The 16,712-nt window shown below is 39.1% G+C and carries 17 protein-coding genes and 1 riboswitch; of the genes, 10 read left to right on the top strand and 7 right to left on the bottom strand.

Annotated features, from left to right (window positions below; genetic code table 11):
* Window positions 1–3 precede the first annotated feature (3 nt).
* The 9 genes from QH639_RS25650 (at window position 4) to QH639_RS25610 (ending at window position 8,754) form a co-directional block, all read left to right on the top strand.
* Window positions 4–921: a hydroxymethylglutaryl-CoA lyase gene (locus QH639_RS25650; RefSeq protein WP_131520721.1), complete on the top strand. Its 918-nt coding sequence runs from the start codon at window positions 4–6 to the stop codon at window positions 919–921.
* Entirely contained in the window at window positions 918–1,700 is a 783-nt protein-coding gene (locus QH639_RS25645; protein ID WP_259419752.1) for an enoyl-CoA hydratase, read from the top strand. The genes QH639_RS25650 and QH639_RS25645 overlap by 4 nt, the downstream gene beginning before the upstream one ends.
* A gap of 53 nt (window positions 1,701–1,753) precedes the next feature.
* Window positions 1,754–3,292, top strand: a complete 1,539-nt coding sequence (locus tag QH639_RS25640) for an acyl-CoA carboxylase subunit beta (RefSeq protein WP_004225528.1) — start codon at window positions 1,754–1,756, stop codon at window positions 3,290–3,292.
* A gap of 45 nt (window positions 3,293–3,337) precedes the next feature.
* Window positions 3,338–3,991, top strand: coding sequence for a VanZ family protein (locus QH639_RS25635; RefSeq protein ID WP_131520724.1), 654 nt, complete (start codon window positions 3,338–3,340; stop codon window positions 3,989–3,991).
* Between the two features lie 326 nt (window positions 3,992–4,317).
* The gene (locus QH639_RS25630; protein WP_237899204.1) at window positions 4,318–5,043 is read left to right on the top strand and encodes a hypothetical protein; all 726 of its coding nucleotides are present in this window, start codon (window positions 4,318–4,320) and stop codon (window positions 5,041–5,043) included.
* Window positions 5,044–5,067: 24 nt separating this feature from the next.
* Window positions 5,068–5,562 carry a Cys-tRNA(Pro) deacylase gene (gene ybaK, locus QH639_RS25625; RefSeq protein ID WP_131520726.1) on the top strand — a complete coding sequence of 165 codons (495 nt, stop codon included), beginning with the start codon at window positions 5,068–5,070 and terminating at the stop codon, window positions 5,560–5,562.
* 120 nt (window positions 5,563–5,682) lie between these two features.
* The gene (locus QH639_RS25620) at window positions 5,683–6,318 is read left to right on the top strand and encodes a YczE/YyaS/YitT family protein (protein WP_131520727.1); all 636 of its coding nucleotides are present in this window, start codon (window positions 5,683–5,685) and stop codon (window positions 6,316–6,318) included.
* A 101-nt stretch (window positions 6,319–6,419) separates the two neighbouring features.
* The gene (locus tag QH639_RS25615) at window positions 6,420–7,496 is read left to right on the top strand and encodes a nucleotide kinase (protein WP_131520728.1); all 1,077 of its coding nucleotides are present in this window, start codon (window positions 6,420–6,422) and stop codon (window positions 7,494–7,496) included.
* A gap of 58 nt (window positions 7,497–7,554) precedes the next feature.
* Complete coding sequence (locus tag QH639_RS25610; RefSeq protein WP_193767354.1) at window positions 7,555–8,754, top strand: glycine C-acetyltransferase; 1,200 nt, start codon at window positions 7,555–7,557, stop codon at window positions 8,752–8,754.
* Between the two features lie 131 nt (window positions 8,755–8,885).
* Here QH639_RS25610 and QH639_RS25605 read toward each other — a convergent pair whose 3' ends face one another.
* The 6 genes from QH639_RS25605 to QH639_RS25580 all read right to left on the bottom strand — a co-directional run bounded on the left by QH639_RS25605 (window position 8,886) and on the right by QH639_RS25580 (window position 14,673).
* Window positions 8,886–10,082, bottom strand: a complete 1,197-nt coding sequence (locus QH639_RS25605) for a CaiB/BaiF CoA transferase family protein (protein WP_131520730.1) — start codon at window positions 10,080–10,082, stop codon at window positions 8,886–8,888.
* A complete protein-coding gene (locus QH639_RS25600) occupies window positions 10,079–11,239 on the bottom strand; it encodes an alpha-hydroxy acid oxidase (protein WP_131520731.1) in 1,161 nt (386 codons plus the stop codon). The genes QH639_RS25605 and QH639_RS25600 overlap by 4 nt, the downstream gene beginning before the upstream one ends.
* A gap of 14 nt (window positions 11,240–11,253) precedes the next feature.
* A complete protein-coding gene (locus QH639_RS25595) occupies window positions 11,254–12,033 on the bottom strand; it encodes an enoyl-CoA hydratase/isomerase family protein (protein WP_281115447.1) in 780 nt (259 codons plus the stop codon).
* A gap of 13 nt (window positions 12,034–12,046) precedes the next feature.
* Complete coding sequence (locus QH639_RS25590) at window positions 12,047–12,718, bottom strand: methionine ABC transporter permease (RefSeq protein ID WP_004225517.1); 672 nt, start codon at window positions 12,716–12,718, stop codon at window positions 12,047–12,049.
* Window positions 12,711–13,736 carry a methionine ABC transporter ATP-binding protein gene (locus tag QH639_RS25585; protein WP_131520733.1) on the bottom strand — a complete coding sequence of 342 codons (1,026 nt, stop codon included), beginning with the start codon at window positions 13,734–13,736 and terminating at the stop codon, window positions 12,711–12,713. Before QH639_RS25585 ends, QH639_RS25590 begins: the two co-directional genes overlap by 8 nt.
* A gap of 106 nt (window positions 13,737–13,842) precedes the next feature.
* On the bottom strand, window positions 13,843–14,673 hold the full coding sequence (locus tag QH639_RS25580; protein WP_131520734.1) for a MetQ/NlpA family ABC transporter substrate-binding protein: 831 nt from the start codon (window positions 14,671–14,673) through the stop codon (window positions 13,843–13,845).
* Between the two features lie 88 nt (window positions 14,674–14,761).
* Window positions 14,762–14,866: riboswitch (SAM riboswitch) on the bottom strand.
* 122 nt (window positions 14,867–14,988) lie between these two features.
* On the opposite strand from QH639_RS25580, the gene QH639_RS25575 reads away from it, so the two are divergent.
* Window positions 14,989–15,492 carry a PPC domain-containing DNA-binding protein gene (locus QH639_RS25575; RefSeq protein WP_131520735.1) on the top strand — a complete coding sequence of 168 codons (504 nt, stop codon included), beginning with the start codon at window positions 14,989–14,991 and terminating at the stop codon, window positions 15,490–15,492.
* Between the two features lie 41 nt (window positions 15,493–15,533).
* Here the strand turns inward: QH639_RS25575 and QH639_RS25570 are convergent, their stop codons facing one another.
* Window positions 15,534–16,703: a pyridoxal phosphate-dependent aminotransferase gene (locus QH639_RS25570; protein WP_131520736.1), complete on the bottom strand. Its 1,170-nt coding sequence runs from the start codon at window positions 16,701–16,703 to the stop codon at window positions 15,534–15,536.
* Window positions 16,704–16,712 lie beyond the last annotated feature (9 nt).

The raw sequence follows: 16,712 nt of genomic DNA, 5'->3' as shown, positions 1-16,712 counted from the left end.
TTTATGCAGCTACCTAAGCAAGTCGCAATCAAAGAAGTTGGTCCCCGTGATGGCTTACAAAATGAAAAAACGCATATTTCAACAGCTGATAAAGTGCAATTAGTAAATTTATTAGGTCAAACAGGATTAAATTATATTGAAGTGACATCTTTTGTGCATCCCAAATGGATTCCTCAATTGGCAGATGCAGTTGAGGTTCTGCAAGCCATTAAAAGACATAAGGATATTACCTATGCGGCACTTGTACCCAATATGCGGGGCTTAGAACGTGCATTGCAGGCTGAAGTAGATGAAGTAAGTATTTTTATGTCTGCTAGTGAAAGCCATAACCAAAGTAATATTAATAAAACCATAGAAGATACATTTCCCATATTAGAGGAAGTTGTAGTAGGAGCTCAGGCTGTAAAGAAACAGGTTCGAGGTTATATCTCAACGGTTATTGGTTGTCCTTATGAGGGATATATACACCCTGACAAGGTATTACGAGTAACGGAAAAATTATTGGAGATGGGTGTGACGGAAATATCGCTTGGTGACACAATTGGTGTTGGTGTACCGACACAGGTTGAGTTTCTTTTAGAGGAATTGCTAAAAAGGTATCCTGCTGAAAAATTTGCCATGCATTTTCATGATACACGTGGGACAGCATTAGCCAATATTATGAAATCCTTAGAGATGGGTATTACCAAGTTTGATAGTGCGCTTGGTGGGCTAGGGGGCTGCCCATATGCAAAGGGTGCCTCAGGTAATGTAGCCACAGAAGATTTATTGTATTTATTCGATGAGATGGGCATTGAAACAGGCGTAGATCGACAAAAGGTGCTAGAGGCAGCACTCTTTATTGAAGAGAAGTTAGGCAAAGCGGTTGCATCAAAGCAAATGGCTATTGTCCGCAATGAAAGGAGTGCAAATCAAGGATGACACAACTCATTCGATTTGAATTACTAGAGGGTAGTATTGGACTTATTACTCTTTCAAGACCAGAAGCTGCTAACGCTATGTCGATTCAATTACTGCATGAGCTGTCTGACACACTTGATCAAATCAATGGAGATCCAGCAGTGCGTGTAGTCCTTCTAACAGGTGCAGGCGAAAAGGCATTTTGTGCAGGTGCTGATTTAAAGGAACGTAAAGGAATGTCTGATCGACAAGTGAAGCAGATCGTGCAGCTGATTGGTGCCACTGTGGCAAAAGTTGAAACGCTTGCACAGCCTGTCATTGCTGTCCTAAATGGTGTAGCCTTTGGTGGGGGCTTAGAGCTGGCACTAGCTTGTGATTTACGAATTGCGGCTACACATGTAAAGCTTGGCTTAACAGAAACATCGCTCGGAATTATTCCAGGAGCTGGGGGAACACAGCGGCTTCCACGTCTAATTGGTCTTGGTAAAGCAAAGGAATTAATTTATACAGCACGTAGGCTGAATGCCGAAGAAGCTGAAAATTATGGCATTATTGAGTATGTTTATGAAGGACATGAGGTATTAGATAAGGCACAACAGCTTGCACTGGAAATGGCAAAAAATGCACCACTCTCTTTAGTGCAAGCCAAAGTTGCGATCAATCAAGGTGTTGAGGTAGATTTAGCTACCGGGTTAAAAATTGAATCACTTGCATATAGTGCACTGATCCCAACAGAAGACCGGTTAGAGGGCTTACTTGCCTTCCAAGAGAAGCGGGCGCCACAATATTCAGGGAAATAAAACGCAAAGAAATAACTTTGGTGTAATCGATTGGGCAAAGGGAGGAAATAAACATGAGCAATATCTCGACAGAAAATACACCACCTACAATGAAAGATAAAATTTTAGCAGGTGGATTACCAAAATATCATGACAAAAATGCACAGCAAGGCAAGCTATTTGTACGTGAGCGTCTTGAACTATTACTCGATGATGGTCTTCAATCAGAGGATGGGCTCTATGCGAACTGTTTAGCAGGGGATTTACCAGCAGATGGCGTCATCACTGGTATTGGCAAAATCCATGGTCGTACGGTTTGTGTGCTAGCTAACGATTCAACGATTAAAGCTGGTTCTTGGGGAAAACGTACAGTTGAAAAAATGATTCGCATTCAAGAAACCGCTGAAAAGTTGAATTGTCCATTACTTTATTTAGTGGATTCAGCGGGTGCGCGTATTACAGATCAGCTTGAAATGTTCCCAGGACGCCGAGGCGCAGGACGCATTTTCTACAATCAAGTCAAACTGTCAGGAAAAGTTCCGCAAATTTGTTTATTATTTGGTCCTTCCGCAGCGGGTGGTGCCTATATTCCTGCATTTTGCGATATCGTGGTGATGGTAGAAGGGAATGCTTCTATGTATTTAGGTTCTCCTCGTATGGCTGAAATGGTTATCGGTGAGAAAGTAGATTTAGAAACAATGGGTGGCGCAAAAATGCACTGTTCCGTTTCGGGTTGTGGAGATGTGCTTGTTAAATCCGAACAGGAGGCTATTACTTATGCGCGCAAATATTTAGGATACTTCCCGAATAATTATGCAGAGCGTAGCAAGGTAGAGGCTCCTAAACCACCAGCTTCATTTGATAAATCTATTGAAGAATTAATTCCTCAAAATCAAAATGTACCATTTGATATGTATAAGCTAATTGATCGTATTATTGATGAAGATTCGTTTTGTGAGGTGAAGAAATTATTTGCACCAGAATTAATTACAGGCCTTGCACGAATTAATGGACAATCCGTTGGGATCATCGCTAACCAACCACGCGTTAAGGGAGGCGTGCTATTCCATGATTCTGCTGATAAAGCGGCGAAATTTATTTCACTTTGTGATGCATTCAATATCCCACTGTTATTCCTAGCAGACGTTCCAGGCTTTATGATTGGTACTCAGGTAGAAAAAGCAGGAATCATCCGTCATGGTGCTAAAATGATTTTTGCCATGAGTGAGGCCACTGTTCCTAAGCTAACGGTCATTGTGCGTAAAGCGTATGGTGCAGGATTATATGCAATGGCTGGCCCTGCGTTTGAACCAGACTGCTGTATTGCTTTATCAAATGCACAAATTGCCGTAATGGGACCAGAGGCTGCTGTCAATGCCGTCTATGCCAATAAAATTGCAGAACTTCCAAAGGAAGAGCAAGCAAGCTTCATTGCTGAGAAACGTAAAGAATATCAAGAGGAAATTGATGTGTATCGCTTAGCTTCAGAGCTTATCATTGATGATGTGATTGAGCCTAATGAGCTGCGTAAGGTACTAGAAAATCGCTTAGAACTTTATATGTCAAAATACTTATTATTCTCACAACGTAAGCATGGGGTAAATCCAGTTTAAACATACTTATTAGAAGGCTGTCTCTGCTGGTAGGAGACAGCCTTTTTGGATGATAATTTTTTCAGCTACTTGCAAGCTATAGTTGAGCATATTAAAATATGGGAAGGAATAAAAGGGAAGTGGGTGTTAAGCTTGTCTAAAAACAACATAGCGGATGTTCAAAATAATGCCAAGCTCCCATTACCATATCGGGATGTCATTGATACATATTATTTACCGCTAAAGGTTGCAGGTTGGATTTTATTTAGTATCTATTCATTTATGGCTTTTTATAAATTGGTTATTGATCGCTTAGTAGATGTAGTCGTCATTTTATTTAAGGGAGATTACTCTATAGGTGACTTAGGATTGTTTGATTATAGTAGCTGGCGATTAACTACTAATTTTATTCCCTTCGAAACGATTCTCCGTTATATAAACTACTCTCAATATTTTAATTGGGAAATTATAATCGTTAACTTACTTGGCAACTTATTAATTTTTACTCCAATGGGCTTTTTACTGCCATTACTATCGAAGAAATTCCGAAAAGCGTGGGTTATTATTTGTTTAGGCTTTATTTCTAGTCTTGCTGTCGAAACCGTACAATTTATTTTTACCGTTGGTTCTGCGGATATTGATGATTTAATTTTAAATACGATTGGTGCATGGCTTGGTTACTTAGCCTATAAAGGTATATTGATTAGACCCAAAAAATGAGAAAAGCAGTCCAGTATGAAGGGGCTGTTTTTTTATGTTGATTAACACCATTTATTTAGTGTATATAGTAATAAATTTATTGAAAAGGGCATGTAGCTAATAAATGAATATGAAAATATTAGATAGATAAGGTTCTTTATACCTATTTTCGGAAATGATTAGTATCTCTTTAGGAGGTTAGTAGTAATTAGTGCTTGAATTTAATAGTGAAAATTCCGATAATGAGTGTACAGAAACTATTTAAATGGTATAGATAGAGTGTGAGAAAGAATGTTCATATCTATTAACTTATTCGCATATGAAGATAGAAGGGTGAGGTGAAAACTATGAAAATATCAAATTTAATGGAACAAGAAAGAATTTCATCCCAGCATAATCGTAAAAAAATACTTCAGCGTAAAGAGGCAGGAGATGCCTATAGAAAAAATGCGATGTATTTTCAGCCAAAGAAAAATCCATTATTGATTGAACTTGAAAATTTATTATTAGGGCGTACTGACCAAGATTTGTATGACCAGCAGCAAGAAGAGTCAAAAGAAGTAACTCCTCAGCAGAAAGCCATAATGGAAGGTTTACAGCAAACAGAAAAGAATGTAAGGGCCCATGAGCAAAGCTATAAAGTAGGAATGAATGATAACGCTGATCTCTCGCATATATCCGATTCAGAACTAGGTAACACAATGCACATTTTAGAGCAGGTACGTAATGCAGCATTGTCATCAGCAGAGCCTTCTACTCAAGATTTACGTGTGGCGCAAAGCATTGATGCTCAAATACAGCATATGTTAAATAATTCAAATTTTGATGAGGTTGCCACAAATGAAAGTGAACCATCTTTTGTGCGTGACATCATTGAAGTGAAGGTTCCTGAACGTTACTCGAAGGAATTGAAATTGGACCCATTTGCAGATACAATTTTCGGTAAGAACTATGAGACTGCATTCAAGTTAAGAGCATTTAAACAGGTATCAGAAAGATATGCGGCTCACGTTCAAATGGCGAAAAATGGCTATCGTCCAGACAAAGATTCTATGTTCTCTTTGATAGCCTGATGCTGTAGATAGGAGATTGTTGACATGGCAAAGGCAAAGCATGCGAAAACGAATGCGATTCGTTTATTAGAACAACAAAAAATTCATTTTGATGTGATGGAATATGAAACAGGGGACGGTCAAGTAGATGGTGTTTCTGTAGCTGAGAAGATAGGACAGCCTGTTGCTCGGGTATTTAAAACATTAGTAGCAAAAGCAAGTGCCCAAAAGTTATTTGTATTTGTTATTCCAGTAGCTGATGAGCTTGACTTAAAAGCAGCCGCGAAGGTAGTTGGGGAAAAGAAAATTGAAATGTTAGCGGTAAAAGATCTACTTAGCCATACTGGTTATGTTCGTGGTGGATGTTCACCAGTAGGGATGAAGAAGTTATATCCAACGGTCATCGATGCATCTGCTCAAGAACAAGGTAGTATAATCGTTAGTGCAGGGAAAATTGGTATGCAAATTCATGTACAATTAGAAGATCTGAAGAATATAACAAAGGCACAACTTGCCTCAATTACAACTACCCATGAGTGAGAGAATGGGTAGTTTTTTTACGCGGTAAGATAAACGGTTTAGTTCAAGCACTATAGCTTAATTTTGGTTGAAAGTATGATACAGTAATAGCAATATTATTCATAGAGAGAAGGATAAGGAATGCGTAGAATAATGGGGTGGCGTTGGACCTTTTTTATTGGTGGCTTAGTGGTGATGTCACTTGGCATCACGATGTCGATAAAGGGGAAAATTGTTGGCACAAGCCCATGGGATGTTTTACATGTAGGTCTATTTCAAAATTTTGGGTTAAGTATTGGCACATGGTCTATTGTAACAGGACTCTTTATAGTTGCTTCAACATCCATTGTTTTGCGTCAATGGCCAAAGATAGGTACTTGGCTCAATATGCTGTTAATTGGCTCGTTCATTGATGTATTTAACTGGATGTTGCCCTCAACGGATGTATTTGGCTTACAAATTACATATTTTATTATTGGCTTATTTGTTTTGAGCTTTGGCTGTGGAATGTATATCGCACCGAATATGGGCGCAGGACCGAGGGATACCTTAATGATGATACTTGTCGAAAAGTTTGGTGGATCTATTAAAACAGCAAGAATGGGAATTGAAGTACTTGTAACCATTATTGGCTGGCTTCTAGGAGGACCAGTTGGAGTAGGGACGGTATTGATTGCCTTAACTTCAGGCTATATTGTGCAATATTCATTACCGTATTGTCGTAAAATATTGATGAAATGTATTGGAAATATGGAGGGCATGAAGCCATTCTATTAAACCATGAAGCTACTTAGATCTGTAAAGGATAGAAGTAGCTTCTCATTTTTTTTAGGGTTCTTTCATATAATGCATGGCATAAGCTAAAGGAGGAACGACATTTGAACGGAAATGTAACGTATTATTTTGGACACGCATTGACTGGCCAAGGTGTGAAGCATTTATATAAAGAAATGATGGAAGAGGCGTCTCTCGTTTATTTTTTGCAAGGGCCTGCCACATTTAAAGGTTCAGAACTGTTAAAAGAACTAGGATACTTCTATGTGAAACAGGGCTTTGCTGTCGAGTGGTTTAAGCATGCTTTATTAGAGGAGGTTGTTGAGGCCGTTTATATAAAAGGCTGTAACAGACTTTTTGTATGGGCATCTGAGTGGAATATCGAGCCAACTTTACTCGGTACAAAGCATCGTGTCATGTCTTTCTATGAATGCTTAGAAGACATACAGCTTAAAAAGGTTGGAGAACAGCTTGCAGAGGCGATGCAAGAGCGTGCAACATGGCGTGAAAAATGCATAGCGAAACTGGATCGAGCAATCAAGCTACATGATGACTGGGAGGTTGTCACACAAAGCTGTATGAACTGGCAGGCATTAAATGAACAGGTGGAAAATTTAAAGTCGGAAGTGTTCCAATCTATTATTCTGAATAAAACAGGTATGCGGACACATCGTTTACTGGGAACGCTAACTCCTAGAGGTGCGGAAAATACAGTGGATAGTATCACCAAAAGTATCACGACTCGCTTCATGATTAAAGGTAAGCCAGGTACAGGCAAATCTTCACTAATGAAAAGCTTAGCCGATGAAGCAAATGCAAGAGGGCTTGATGCACAAATTGTTTGGTGTGGCTTAGATGCGGGATCTGTAGATATGGTCATTATCCCAGAGCTTAATTTCTGTATTTTTGATAGCACAGAGCCTCATATCTTTGATCCAGAGGATGGTAGGTTAGGGGATAAGATATTTGATATTGGTCAACATTGTGCGCTGTCAGAGGAAGCAGAAACGGCGATCGAGGCAGTGCGAGCACAATACAAAGAAGCTATACAGGATGCGATGGGCCATTCCAAACGATATGCAGAAGCTGAATATACCGTTCGTCGTTTATTAGATAATTGTCTATCGGCTTCTTTATGGCGCGAAAAAACAGCGCCACTATTCGAAAGATTAACAAAGTAATGTAGCTAATGGCTTGCATGTGCTAAACTAGGAGCGAGAACAGTTTTCCTAGGAAAGGATGATACGCTTGTCAAAAGTATTGAATGCATTTTTAGATGAAAACCTACAAGCCCTACATGAACAAGGCTTATACAATGAAATCGATCCAGTAGAGGGAGCAAATGGCCCAATTATTCAGGTCCGTGGCAAAAATCTTGTTAACTTATCCTCTAACAACTATCTTGGTTTAGCAACAAATGAAGAATTAAAGCGTATTGCCAAAGAGACAATTGATAAATACGGTGTTGGAGCAGGTGCTGTTCGTACAATCAACGGGACACTTGACTTGCACGTAAAATTAGAAGAAAAGCTTGCTGAATTTAAAGGAACAGAAGCGGCTATTTCTTATCAATCTGGATTTAATTGTAATATGGCAGCTATTTCAGCTGTAATGGATAAAAATGATGCCATTCTATCAGATCAATTAAACCATGCATCTATTATTGATGGATGTCGCTTATCGAAGGCAAAAATCATCGCGTTTAATCACTCTGATATGGGGGATTTACGTGCAAAGGCAAAAGCGGCAAAGGAATCAGGTTTATACAATAAAATCATGGTTATCACAGATGGTGTCTTCTCAATGGATGGTGATATTGCTAAATTACCTGAAATTGTGGAAATAGCTAAAGAGTTTGATTTAATCACGTATGTGGATGATGCACATGGTTCGGGTGTAACAGGTAAAGGAAAAGGAACTGTGAAGCATTTTGGATTAGAAAAAGAAATTGATTTCCAAATTGGTACATTATCAAAAGCCATTGGTGTAGTAGGTGGCTATGTAGCAGGTAAGAAAAATTTAATTGATTGGCTAAAAGTTCGCTCACGCCCATTTCTATTCTCAACAGCATTACCACCAGGTGATGTAGCCGCTATTACAGCAGCCGTGCAAATGCTGATTGATTCAACAGAGCTACACGATAAACTGTGGGATAATGGTAATTATTTAAAAGCGGGGCTTGAGAAGCTTGGCTTTAATATTGGTGCGTCTGAGACACCAATTACACCATGCATCATTGGGGATGAAAAATTAACACAGGAATTTTCAAAACGTTTATTTGAAGAAGGCGTTTATGCAAAATCAATTGTCTTCCCAACAGTTCCAAAAGGTACAGGACGCGTTCGAAATATGCCAACAGCAGCACATACAAAAGAAATGCTTGATGATGCAATTGCGATTTATGAGAAGGTTGGTCGTGAATTAGGCGTTATTCAATAAGAAAAAGGCTTCCTCATGGATGGGGAAGCCTTTTTTGCATGATAGAAAGAAAAAAGTGAAGGATAGAATCAAAAAAGTGACCGATAGAAGCCTAAATCTAATGGATAGCGATCTAAAAATAGGTAATCTCTTTATTTTGCCCCAATTATTTTGCCTGCCTTGAGCTGTTGAATAGCTTGATCAGAAATATTTAATGCCTGTAAAACTTCTTCATTATGTTGTCCTAATGTAGGTGCTGCACTTGTTAGTTGTCCAGGTGTTTGTGAAAACTTTGCTGGGAATCCCAATGTTCTCATTGGTCCGGCAGTAGGGTGTTCATAGGACAGTACCATGCCACGCTCTAGTATATGGGGGTCATTTAATGTTTGGTCATAAGAATAGATTGGACTAGATGGTACACCGTGCTTATCCAACAGTTCGAGCCAGTAGATAGCCTTATGCTTGATTAGCTCGCTTTCAATTTCTGCTTCTAGCTCCCTCACATGTTGGGCACGTGAATAGTTGGTAGTAAAGAGAGGATTGTCTAACCAATCAGGTCGATTGACAACCTTTACCGCAAAAATCTCCCATAGCTTTTGATTGCCAGCACCTACTAGAATATAGTCATCCTGTGTTTTGAAACCTTGATAGGGCGCAGACACACGATGGGCGGTTCCTGTTCGATCAGGTAACTCACCCCTTCCGAAGTAAGCAGCGGCCTCCCAAACAGTCCACGCAAGACCTGACTCCACTAAGGACACATCAATATATTGACCTTCACCACTACGAAGCTTATAAATATAGGCCATTAAAATCGATTGTAAGGCTGTTTGTGCAGCAGCAATATCATTCACCGCAAAGCCAACTTTTACAGGTCGTCCATCTGCTTCACCTGTCATATGCATTAAGCCACTCAGACCCTGGGCCATAATATCATAGCCACCCTTTTGACTATAAGGACCTGTTTGACCATAACCGGAAATAGAGCAGTAAATTAGGCCAGGATTGATGGCTTTTAATGTATCATAATCAATACCAAGCTTTTTCGTGACACCTGGTCGATAATTTTCCACAAGTACATCAACAGATTGGATCAATTCTTTAAATAAAGCCAGTCCCTCAGTCGTTTTTAAATTGATGCAGACACCCTTTTTATTACGATTAACCATCATATACATATGACTTTCTTCATTAACGAATGGACCCATTGTACGGGTATCGTCTCCATTTGGGTATTTTTCAATTTTGATAACTTCTGCACCCATATCTGCTAATACCATGGTGCAATAAGGACCTGCTAAGACTTGTGATAAATCGATAACCTTTAATCCTTGTAATGCTTGTTTCATTTAACCTCAGTCCCATCCTGTTTGACTAATGTGATATTACGTAATCCTTTGACAGAGGTGGAACCTGCTAATGCGATGGAAACCTTTAATTCATCATAAAGATTGGTCATCACCTTTTCGACGCCTTGTTGTCCTTCAAGGGCTAACCCATAGACGAAAGGACGTCCAATTGCAATGGCATCTGCTCCTAAAGCAAGTGCTTTTAAGGCATCCATACCACGATACACACCACTATCTAATATAATAGGAATTTGTCCATTCACAACTTTCGCAATAGCAGGAAGGGCATCAAGTGAACCAATTACGCCATCTAATTGACGGCCACCATGGTTTGATACAATAATGCCATCAATACCATTGTCGATAGCAAGCTTTGCATCTTCAGGATGTAGAATTCCCTTCAATAAAATAGGAAGGTTAGTACGTTTTTTTAACGCTCGAACATGCTCCCAATTAAGCGTTGGGTGGAAGACATTTTGCAAGACACCTTGTACATAGGACTCGAATGAATCATCAGGTAAAGCGGCTGTAAAAACAGGATCATTCATATAATTACCTCTTGCATAGCCTAGCTTCAATGGTGAAAATTGATTGCGTACATCTTCTTCACGCCAGCCAAGCATTACGGTATCGACAGTTAAAACGATCGCTTCAAATCCAGCTTTCTCCGCACGTGCAGCCATACTAAAAGCAATTTCTTCATTAGTAGACCAATATAATTGAAACCATTTTGTTGCGGAAGGGGCAGCCTGAGCAACTTCTTCAAGAGCAAAAGTGGAAACAGTGCTTTGTATATAAGGGATATTTAAAAACTGGGCAGCACGTGCAACGGCAAGCTCACCTTCATCGTGAACCATTCCATTCATGCCTACAGGAGCAAAAAGCAAAGGAGTTGGATATGTTTTACCAAACAAATGAACCGATGTATCAACGTTTGACACATCATTTAAAAATCGGGGAACAATGGAATACTTCTCAAAAGCTGCACGATTATTGCGCAGTGTTTGTTCACCGCCAGCACCTGAACGGATGTAGCCAAAAGGGCCAGCTTCGATTTTTTTCGCTACGGCCTTTTCTAAATCTGCAAAGCAAATGGGAAAGGGGGCTTGTGCAGTGATATTTTTTAAGAGTAGATCGCCATCAGTTATGTTTGTCATCATTACTACCTCACTTATTTATTGAAAATAGGCTTTCTTTTATTTAAAAAGGCTTGTATACCTTCGTTATAATCGTCTGAACTAAATGAATCCAAAACTAACTGTGCCAGCTCATCGTTTTCTTCATTTTCACCATCAACAATTGCTTGGATAATTTTTTTGATGCCTGCGTTTGCAATGGATGATTTACTTAATAAATGTTCAGCGAATTGCAATGTCGCCTCATTAATATCCTCTGGTTCGTGGAGGGCCGTGATTAAACCAATATTTTTTCCTTCTTTAGCTGTAAAAATAGTAGCTGTGTACAAAATTTCCTTTGCCTTAGCGACACCAACAATATTGATGAGACGTTTCGTGCTTTCTAAATTATAGACAATACCTATGTTTGCAGCGGTGATGCCTAGCTTACTCTTAGGTGTTGCTATTCTAAAATCACAAGCGTTTGCTAACTCTAAGCCACCACCAATTGCTAAGCCCTGAATCATAGCAATTGTCGGGTGCGGAAATTTATAGAGAGCATCGATCGCCTTTAGAGCCAATTCATTATAGGCTTTGGCATTGTCTGTAGCATAACGAACATCTAAAAATTCGCTAATATCTGCCCCAGATGAAAAGGCTACTTCATTGACACCGCGAACAATTAAAAGTTTGATGGAAGAATCTACACGGAGTAGCTCTAGTTGGTCTACTATGGCTTGAAACATTGCCCCTGATAAAGAATTTCGTTTATCTGGGCGGTTTAATACTAACGTTGCAATATAGCCATTTTTCTCTACATAAATTTCCTTTGTCATCTTCATTCTCCTCTTAATCTTTTTTCAACTTCGCGGCGAAGCGGTTACCAATGGATTGAATGCTCTGTACAAGGATGATTAAGATAAAGACAGTTGCATACATCACATCAACCTCATAGCGTAAATGACCATAACGATAGGCAAGGTCACCTAAACCACCAGCACCAACCATTCCTGCCATTGCTGTTGCACCAATTAATCCTATTGTGGCAATTGTTAAGCCTAAAATAATAGATGGTCGAGCTTCACGTAATAGGACATGCCAAATGATATGGCGACGTTTAATACCCATGGCTGTGTAGGCTTCTACCACTCCTGAATCCACTTCTAAAAGCGCAGATTCCATCAGTCGTGCAATATAAGGAGCTGTGTAAACAACTAGCGGAACGATTACACCTTTAACACCAATTGTTGTACCTACAATTAACTTAGTAAAAGGTAAGATGAAGAATAATAAAATGATAAATGGAACAGAGCGAACAATATTGATAAATAGATTAAAAAACTGATAGAAAAATTTATTTTCAAAGGATTGTCCTGGTCGTGTTAAAACGATTAATAGCCCTAATGGAATGCCAATCAGAATGGAGAACAATAATGAAATTCCGACCATTTGAAATGTTTCGATAATTGCTTTGCCAATAACATCTGACCAATCTGTAAAGAAACTTTGGATACTACTCATTGAACGCACCTCCTAATTCTTCCACTGCCACGCCATTTTCTGAAAAATACGTTAACGCTTTTTGGACAATCTGCGTCTCGCCATGTAAATGCACCACAATATTGCCGACAATACCGTTTTTTAATTCAATAATATTAGCTGTTAAAATATTTGGTTGCACATCGTATACCTTAGTGACTTCTGCTAATAATGGCTTACCAGTACTTTCACCAAGGAATGTTAAACGGATTACACTTCCTGAAACATTTAATTGCTCAATAAGAGAAGGGGATAAATTACGTTGTGAAATTGTATTCAAAAACTTTCGCGTTGTAGGGTGCTTTGGTTTTGCAAAAAGTTCAATCGCTGTGCCGAATTCTACAACTTTCCCAGATTCTAGAACAGAAACCTCATCACAAATTTTTTGAATGACATTCATTTCATGTGTAATGAGCAGAATTGTAATTCCTAATTCACGGTTAATCTTTAACAACAATTCAAGAATGGCTTCCGTTGTTTCAGGATCAAGTGCACTTGTTGCTTCGTCACTAAGTAAAATTTCTGGTTCCTGTGCTAAGGCACGCGCAATAGCCACACGCTGTTTTTGACCACCTGAAAGTTGATTGGGGTAACTGTCTAGTTTATCTGTTAAACCGACAATTTCAGCATACTTAGCTACTCGGCTTTTTACTTCCGCCTCTTTATAGCCTAGTAGCTTTAAGGGAACTGCAATATTATTGTAAACTGTTGCTGTTTTTAATAGATTAAAGTGCTGGAAGATCATCCCGATTTTTTGGCGTGTTTGACGTAATTCGTGAAGAGAAAGGGTCGTAATGTCTACATTGTCTATCACTACTTTTCCTGCTGTAGGACGTTCTAGTAGATTAACGCAACGAATGAGTGTACTTTTACCAGCACCACTATAGCCGATTACACCATGAATTTGTCCCTTTTTTACGTGAAGATTGATGCCATCCACAGCTTTTATGATGCCTTTTTTCGACTTGAATTCTTTTGAGATATTTTGTAATTGAATCATGCGATTGTATGCTCCTTTCTCTACCTTCTAAAAAGCAAGAATCTGCTCGTTTTCCTATAGAGGAATTTCGGCAGATTCTTCGGCTTATAGAAGCTTCCTGAATGTATTACCAACTAGGGATTACTGAACCTTTGAATTCCTCTTCGATGAATTGACGTACTTCATCAGATTGGTAGGCCTCAACGAACTTTTTAATTGTTGGATCATTTTCATTTTCAGCACGCACGACAATATAGTTTACGTATGGAGAATCAGTAGATTCCAATAAAATAGAGTCATCTTTAGGGTTAATGCCAGCTTCTAATGCAAAGTTTGTATTAATAGCTGCTACATCTACTTCACTAAGTTGTTTAGGAATTTGAGCGGCCTCTAATTCAATGAATTTTAAATTCTTTTTGTTTTCTTCTACATCACGGATCGAGGCTGTTAAGTCTGCGCCCTCTTTTAACTTAATATAGCCAGCTTCCTGTAAAACAAAGAGGGCACGGGCTCCATTCGTTGGATCATTTGGTAAGCCAAACGTTGCTCCGTCAGGAATGTCATCAAAGGATTTATATTTTTCTGAGTAGATACCCATTGGATTTAAAATCGTTTTGCCCACTGGTACTAACTCTGTATCATGATCTTTATTAAATGTATCCAGGAAAGGCTCGTGTTGATAGCTGTTCGCATCAAGATCACCTTCAGCTAAGGATGTATTAGGTAAAACATAGTCAGAAAATGATTTTAGCTCTACTTCTAGCCCGTTTTCTTTTGCTACTTTAGCAGCTACTTCTGCAATTTGTTCGTGTGGACCAGAAGTGACGCCTACAACGATTTTCTTTTCATCAATTCCTTCAGCTTGGCTTTTACTATCTTCTTTAGAGCCACAGCCTGCTAAAGCTGCTACTAATGTTAAACTTGCTAAACCTACTAAAAATTTATTTTTCTTTTTCATGAAAATACCTCCAAGATTGTTTTTATCGGTTTTTTGAAAATAAAAAAACTCTCTTACAAATTAAGAGAGGCTCATGAAAAGATGTCCTCTCTTATCTATCAAACGAAGATCGTTTGCAGGATTTAGCACCTTCCTTTAAAAAGGAGGTTGCCGAGCTTCATAGGGCCAGTCCCTCAGCTACTCTTGATAAGAGATTTATAATATTTTTTTGTAATTCCGATAGAACTAATATAATTTATAGGGTATAGTAAGTCAATAAATAATTTTTAAATTTTTTATATAATTATAATATTTCGACACAAAAGAGGGATAACAATGTCTGTAAGAGTTAATTATGGTATAGGTTCATTTGGTAAGGTTATTAGTGCTCGTTTTCTAACGGGAACAGATATCATTGAAGGGATTGAAGCGCTTTGCGAAGAGAATAATATAGAGTCAGCAACAATTGTAAGCTGTATTGGCAGCTTTCAAAAAAGTAGCTTTGTTTATTTAGTGCCAGATGCAACAGCTCAAATTCATGTTCGTTTTAGTAATGTGATTGAAAAAGAGGGACCACTAGAATTTATTCAAGGTTCAGGTGTGGTGTGTAAGCGAGATGGTGGATATGAGACACATTTCCATGGTTCTATGAGTGATCAATGTGGTGTAGTATCGGGTGGGCATTTAATAAAAGGGGGAAATCCTGTTATAACTGCTGACATCGTGTTGGCAGAGGTACAAGGTATTCAACATATTCGAAAATGGGATGATGAAACAGGTCATGTTCAATTTTATCCATTAGAAGATGGTTTAGGGCAACCAAGGAAAATTGAAAAATAGTAATAATCCTGTAGCTAGAGATAGCTACAGGATAAGGCACATTATCTATTAAACAATTGTAATTGCTCGATTCTATGGATTGCTTCACGTAAGCGCTCCTCACTAACTAGCAACCCTACGCGCACATAGCCTTCACCATATTGACCGAAGCCATTACCTGCTGCTACAGCGATATCAGCTTTTTCGAGCAATAGATCAGCAAACTGTTCACTTGTATAGCCTAGTGGTACAGGGAGCCATGCGAAGAAGGAGCCTTTTGGAGCCGTAACATGCCAGCCAATTCTTCTAGCTTCTTCAATGAGTACATTTCGGCGACGCTCATAAGTAGCTCGTAGTTCATCCGCACATTGCTGGGAAGCTGTCAGTGCTACTGCTGCAGCTTGTTGAATGGCAGGGAACTGACTACAAAACAGATGATCCTGAATAAGATTAATAGCAGCAATAATCTCGGCATTCCCTACAGCGAAGCCTATACGCCAGCCAGCCATATTATAGGTTTTCGATAATGTATACATTTCAACTCCTACTTCTTTTGCACCATTTGCTTGAAGGAAGCTAACTGGTTTATTACCGTCAAATCCTATTGCCCCATAAGCAAAATCATGTGATACGATAATATTGTGTTCCTTCGCAAAGCGAACGGTCTCTTCAAAAAACGCAAGTGATGCTGTACCACCTGTAGGGTTGTTTGGGTAATTTAAGTAAAGAAGCTTTGCCTTTTCTTTCACTTCATCAGGTAATGCATGATAATCAGGTAAGAAATCATTTTCAGCAAAAAGGGGCATTACTTCAAAATTGACGTCTCCTAGTACGACACCTGATAGGTAATCTGGATAGCCAGGGTCTGGTAAGAGCATCGTGTCACCAGGGTTTAACACAGCTAAAGGTAGCTCTACTAGACCAATTTTTGTTCCACCAAGAATCGCTACCTCTGTATCAGGATCTAGTTCTACCTGATATTCACGTTGATAAAAGTCGGCCGCCGCTTGGCGTAATTCAGCGAGACCTCTAAATGGTGAATATTTGTGGTTTTGAGGATTTTCAGCCGCTTCCTGTAATGCTTGAATGATGTGAGTAGGCGTTGGCTGATCGGGATTTCCTTGCCCAAGGTTAATGACATCACGCCCTTCTTCTAGGGCCAAGTTTACTTTTTGAACGAGTGCTGCAAAAAATTGAGTGGGTAGTTGCTGTAGTTTTTTAGAGAATTCCATGCATAATCA

It is taken from the genome of Lysinibacillus sp. 1 U-2021, from assembly GCF_029916965.1.
Lineage (GTDB): Bacteria > Bacillota > Bacilli > Bacillales_A > Planococcaceae > Lysinibacillus > Lysinibacillus capsici.
Note: the sequence above shows the minus strand (reverse complement) of the source record. Positions and strands in the feature narration are given on the sequence as shown.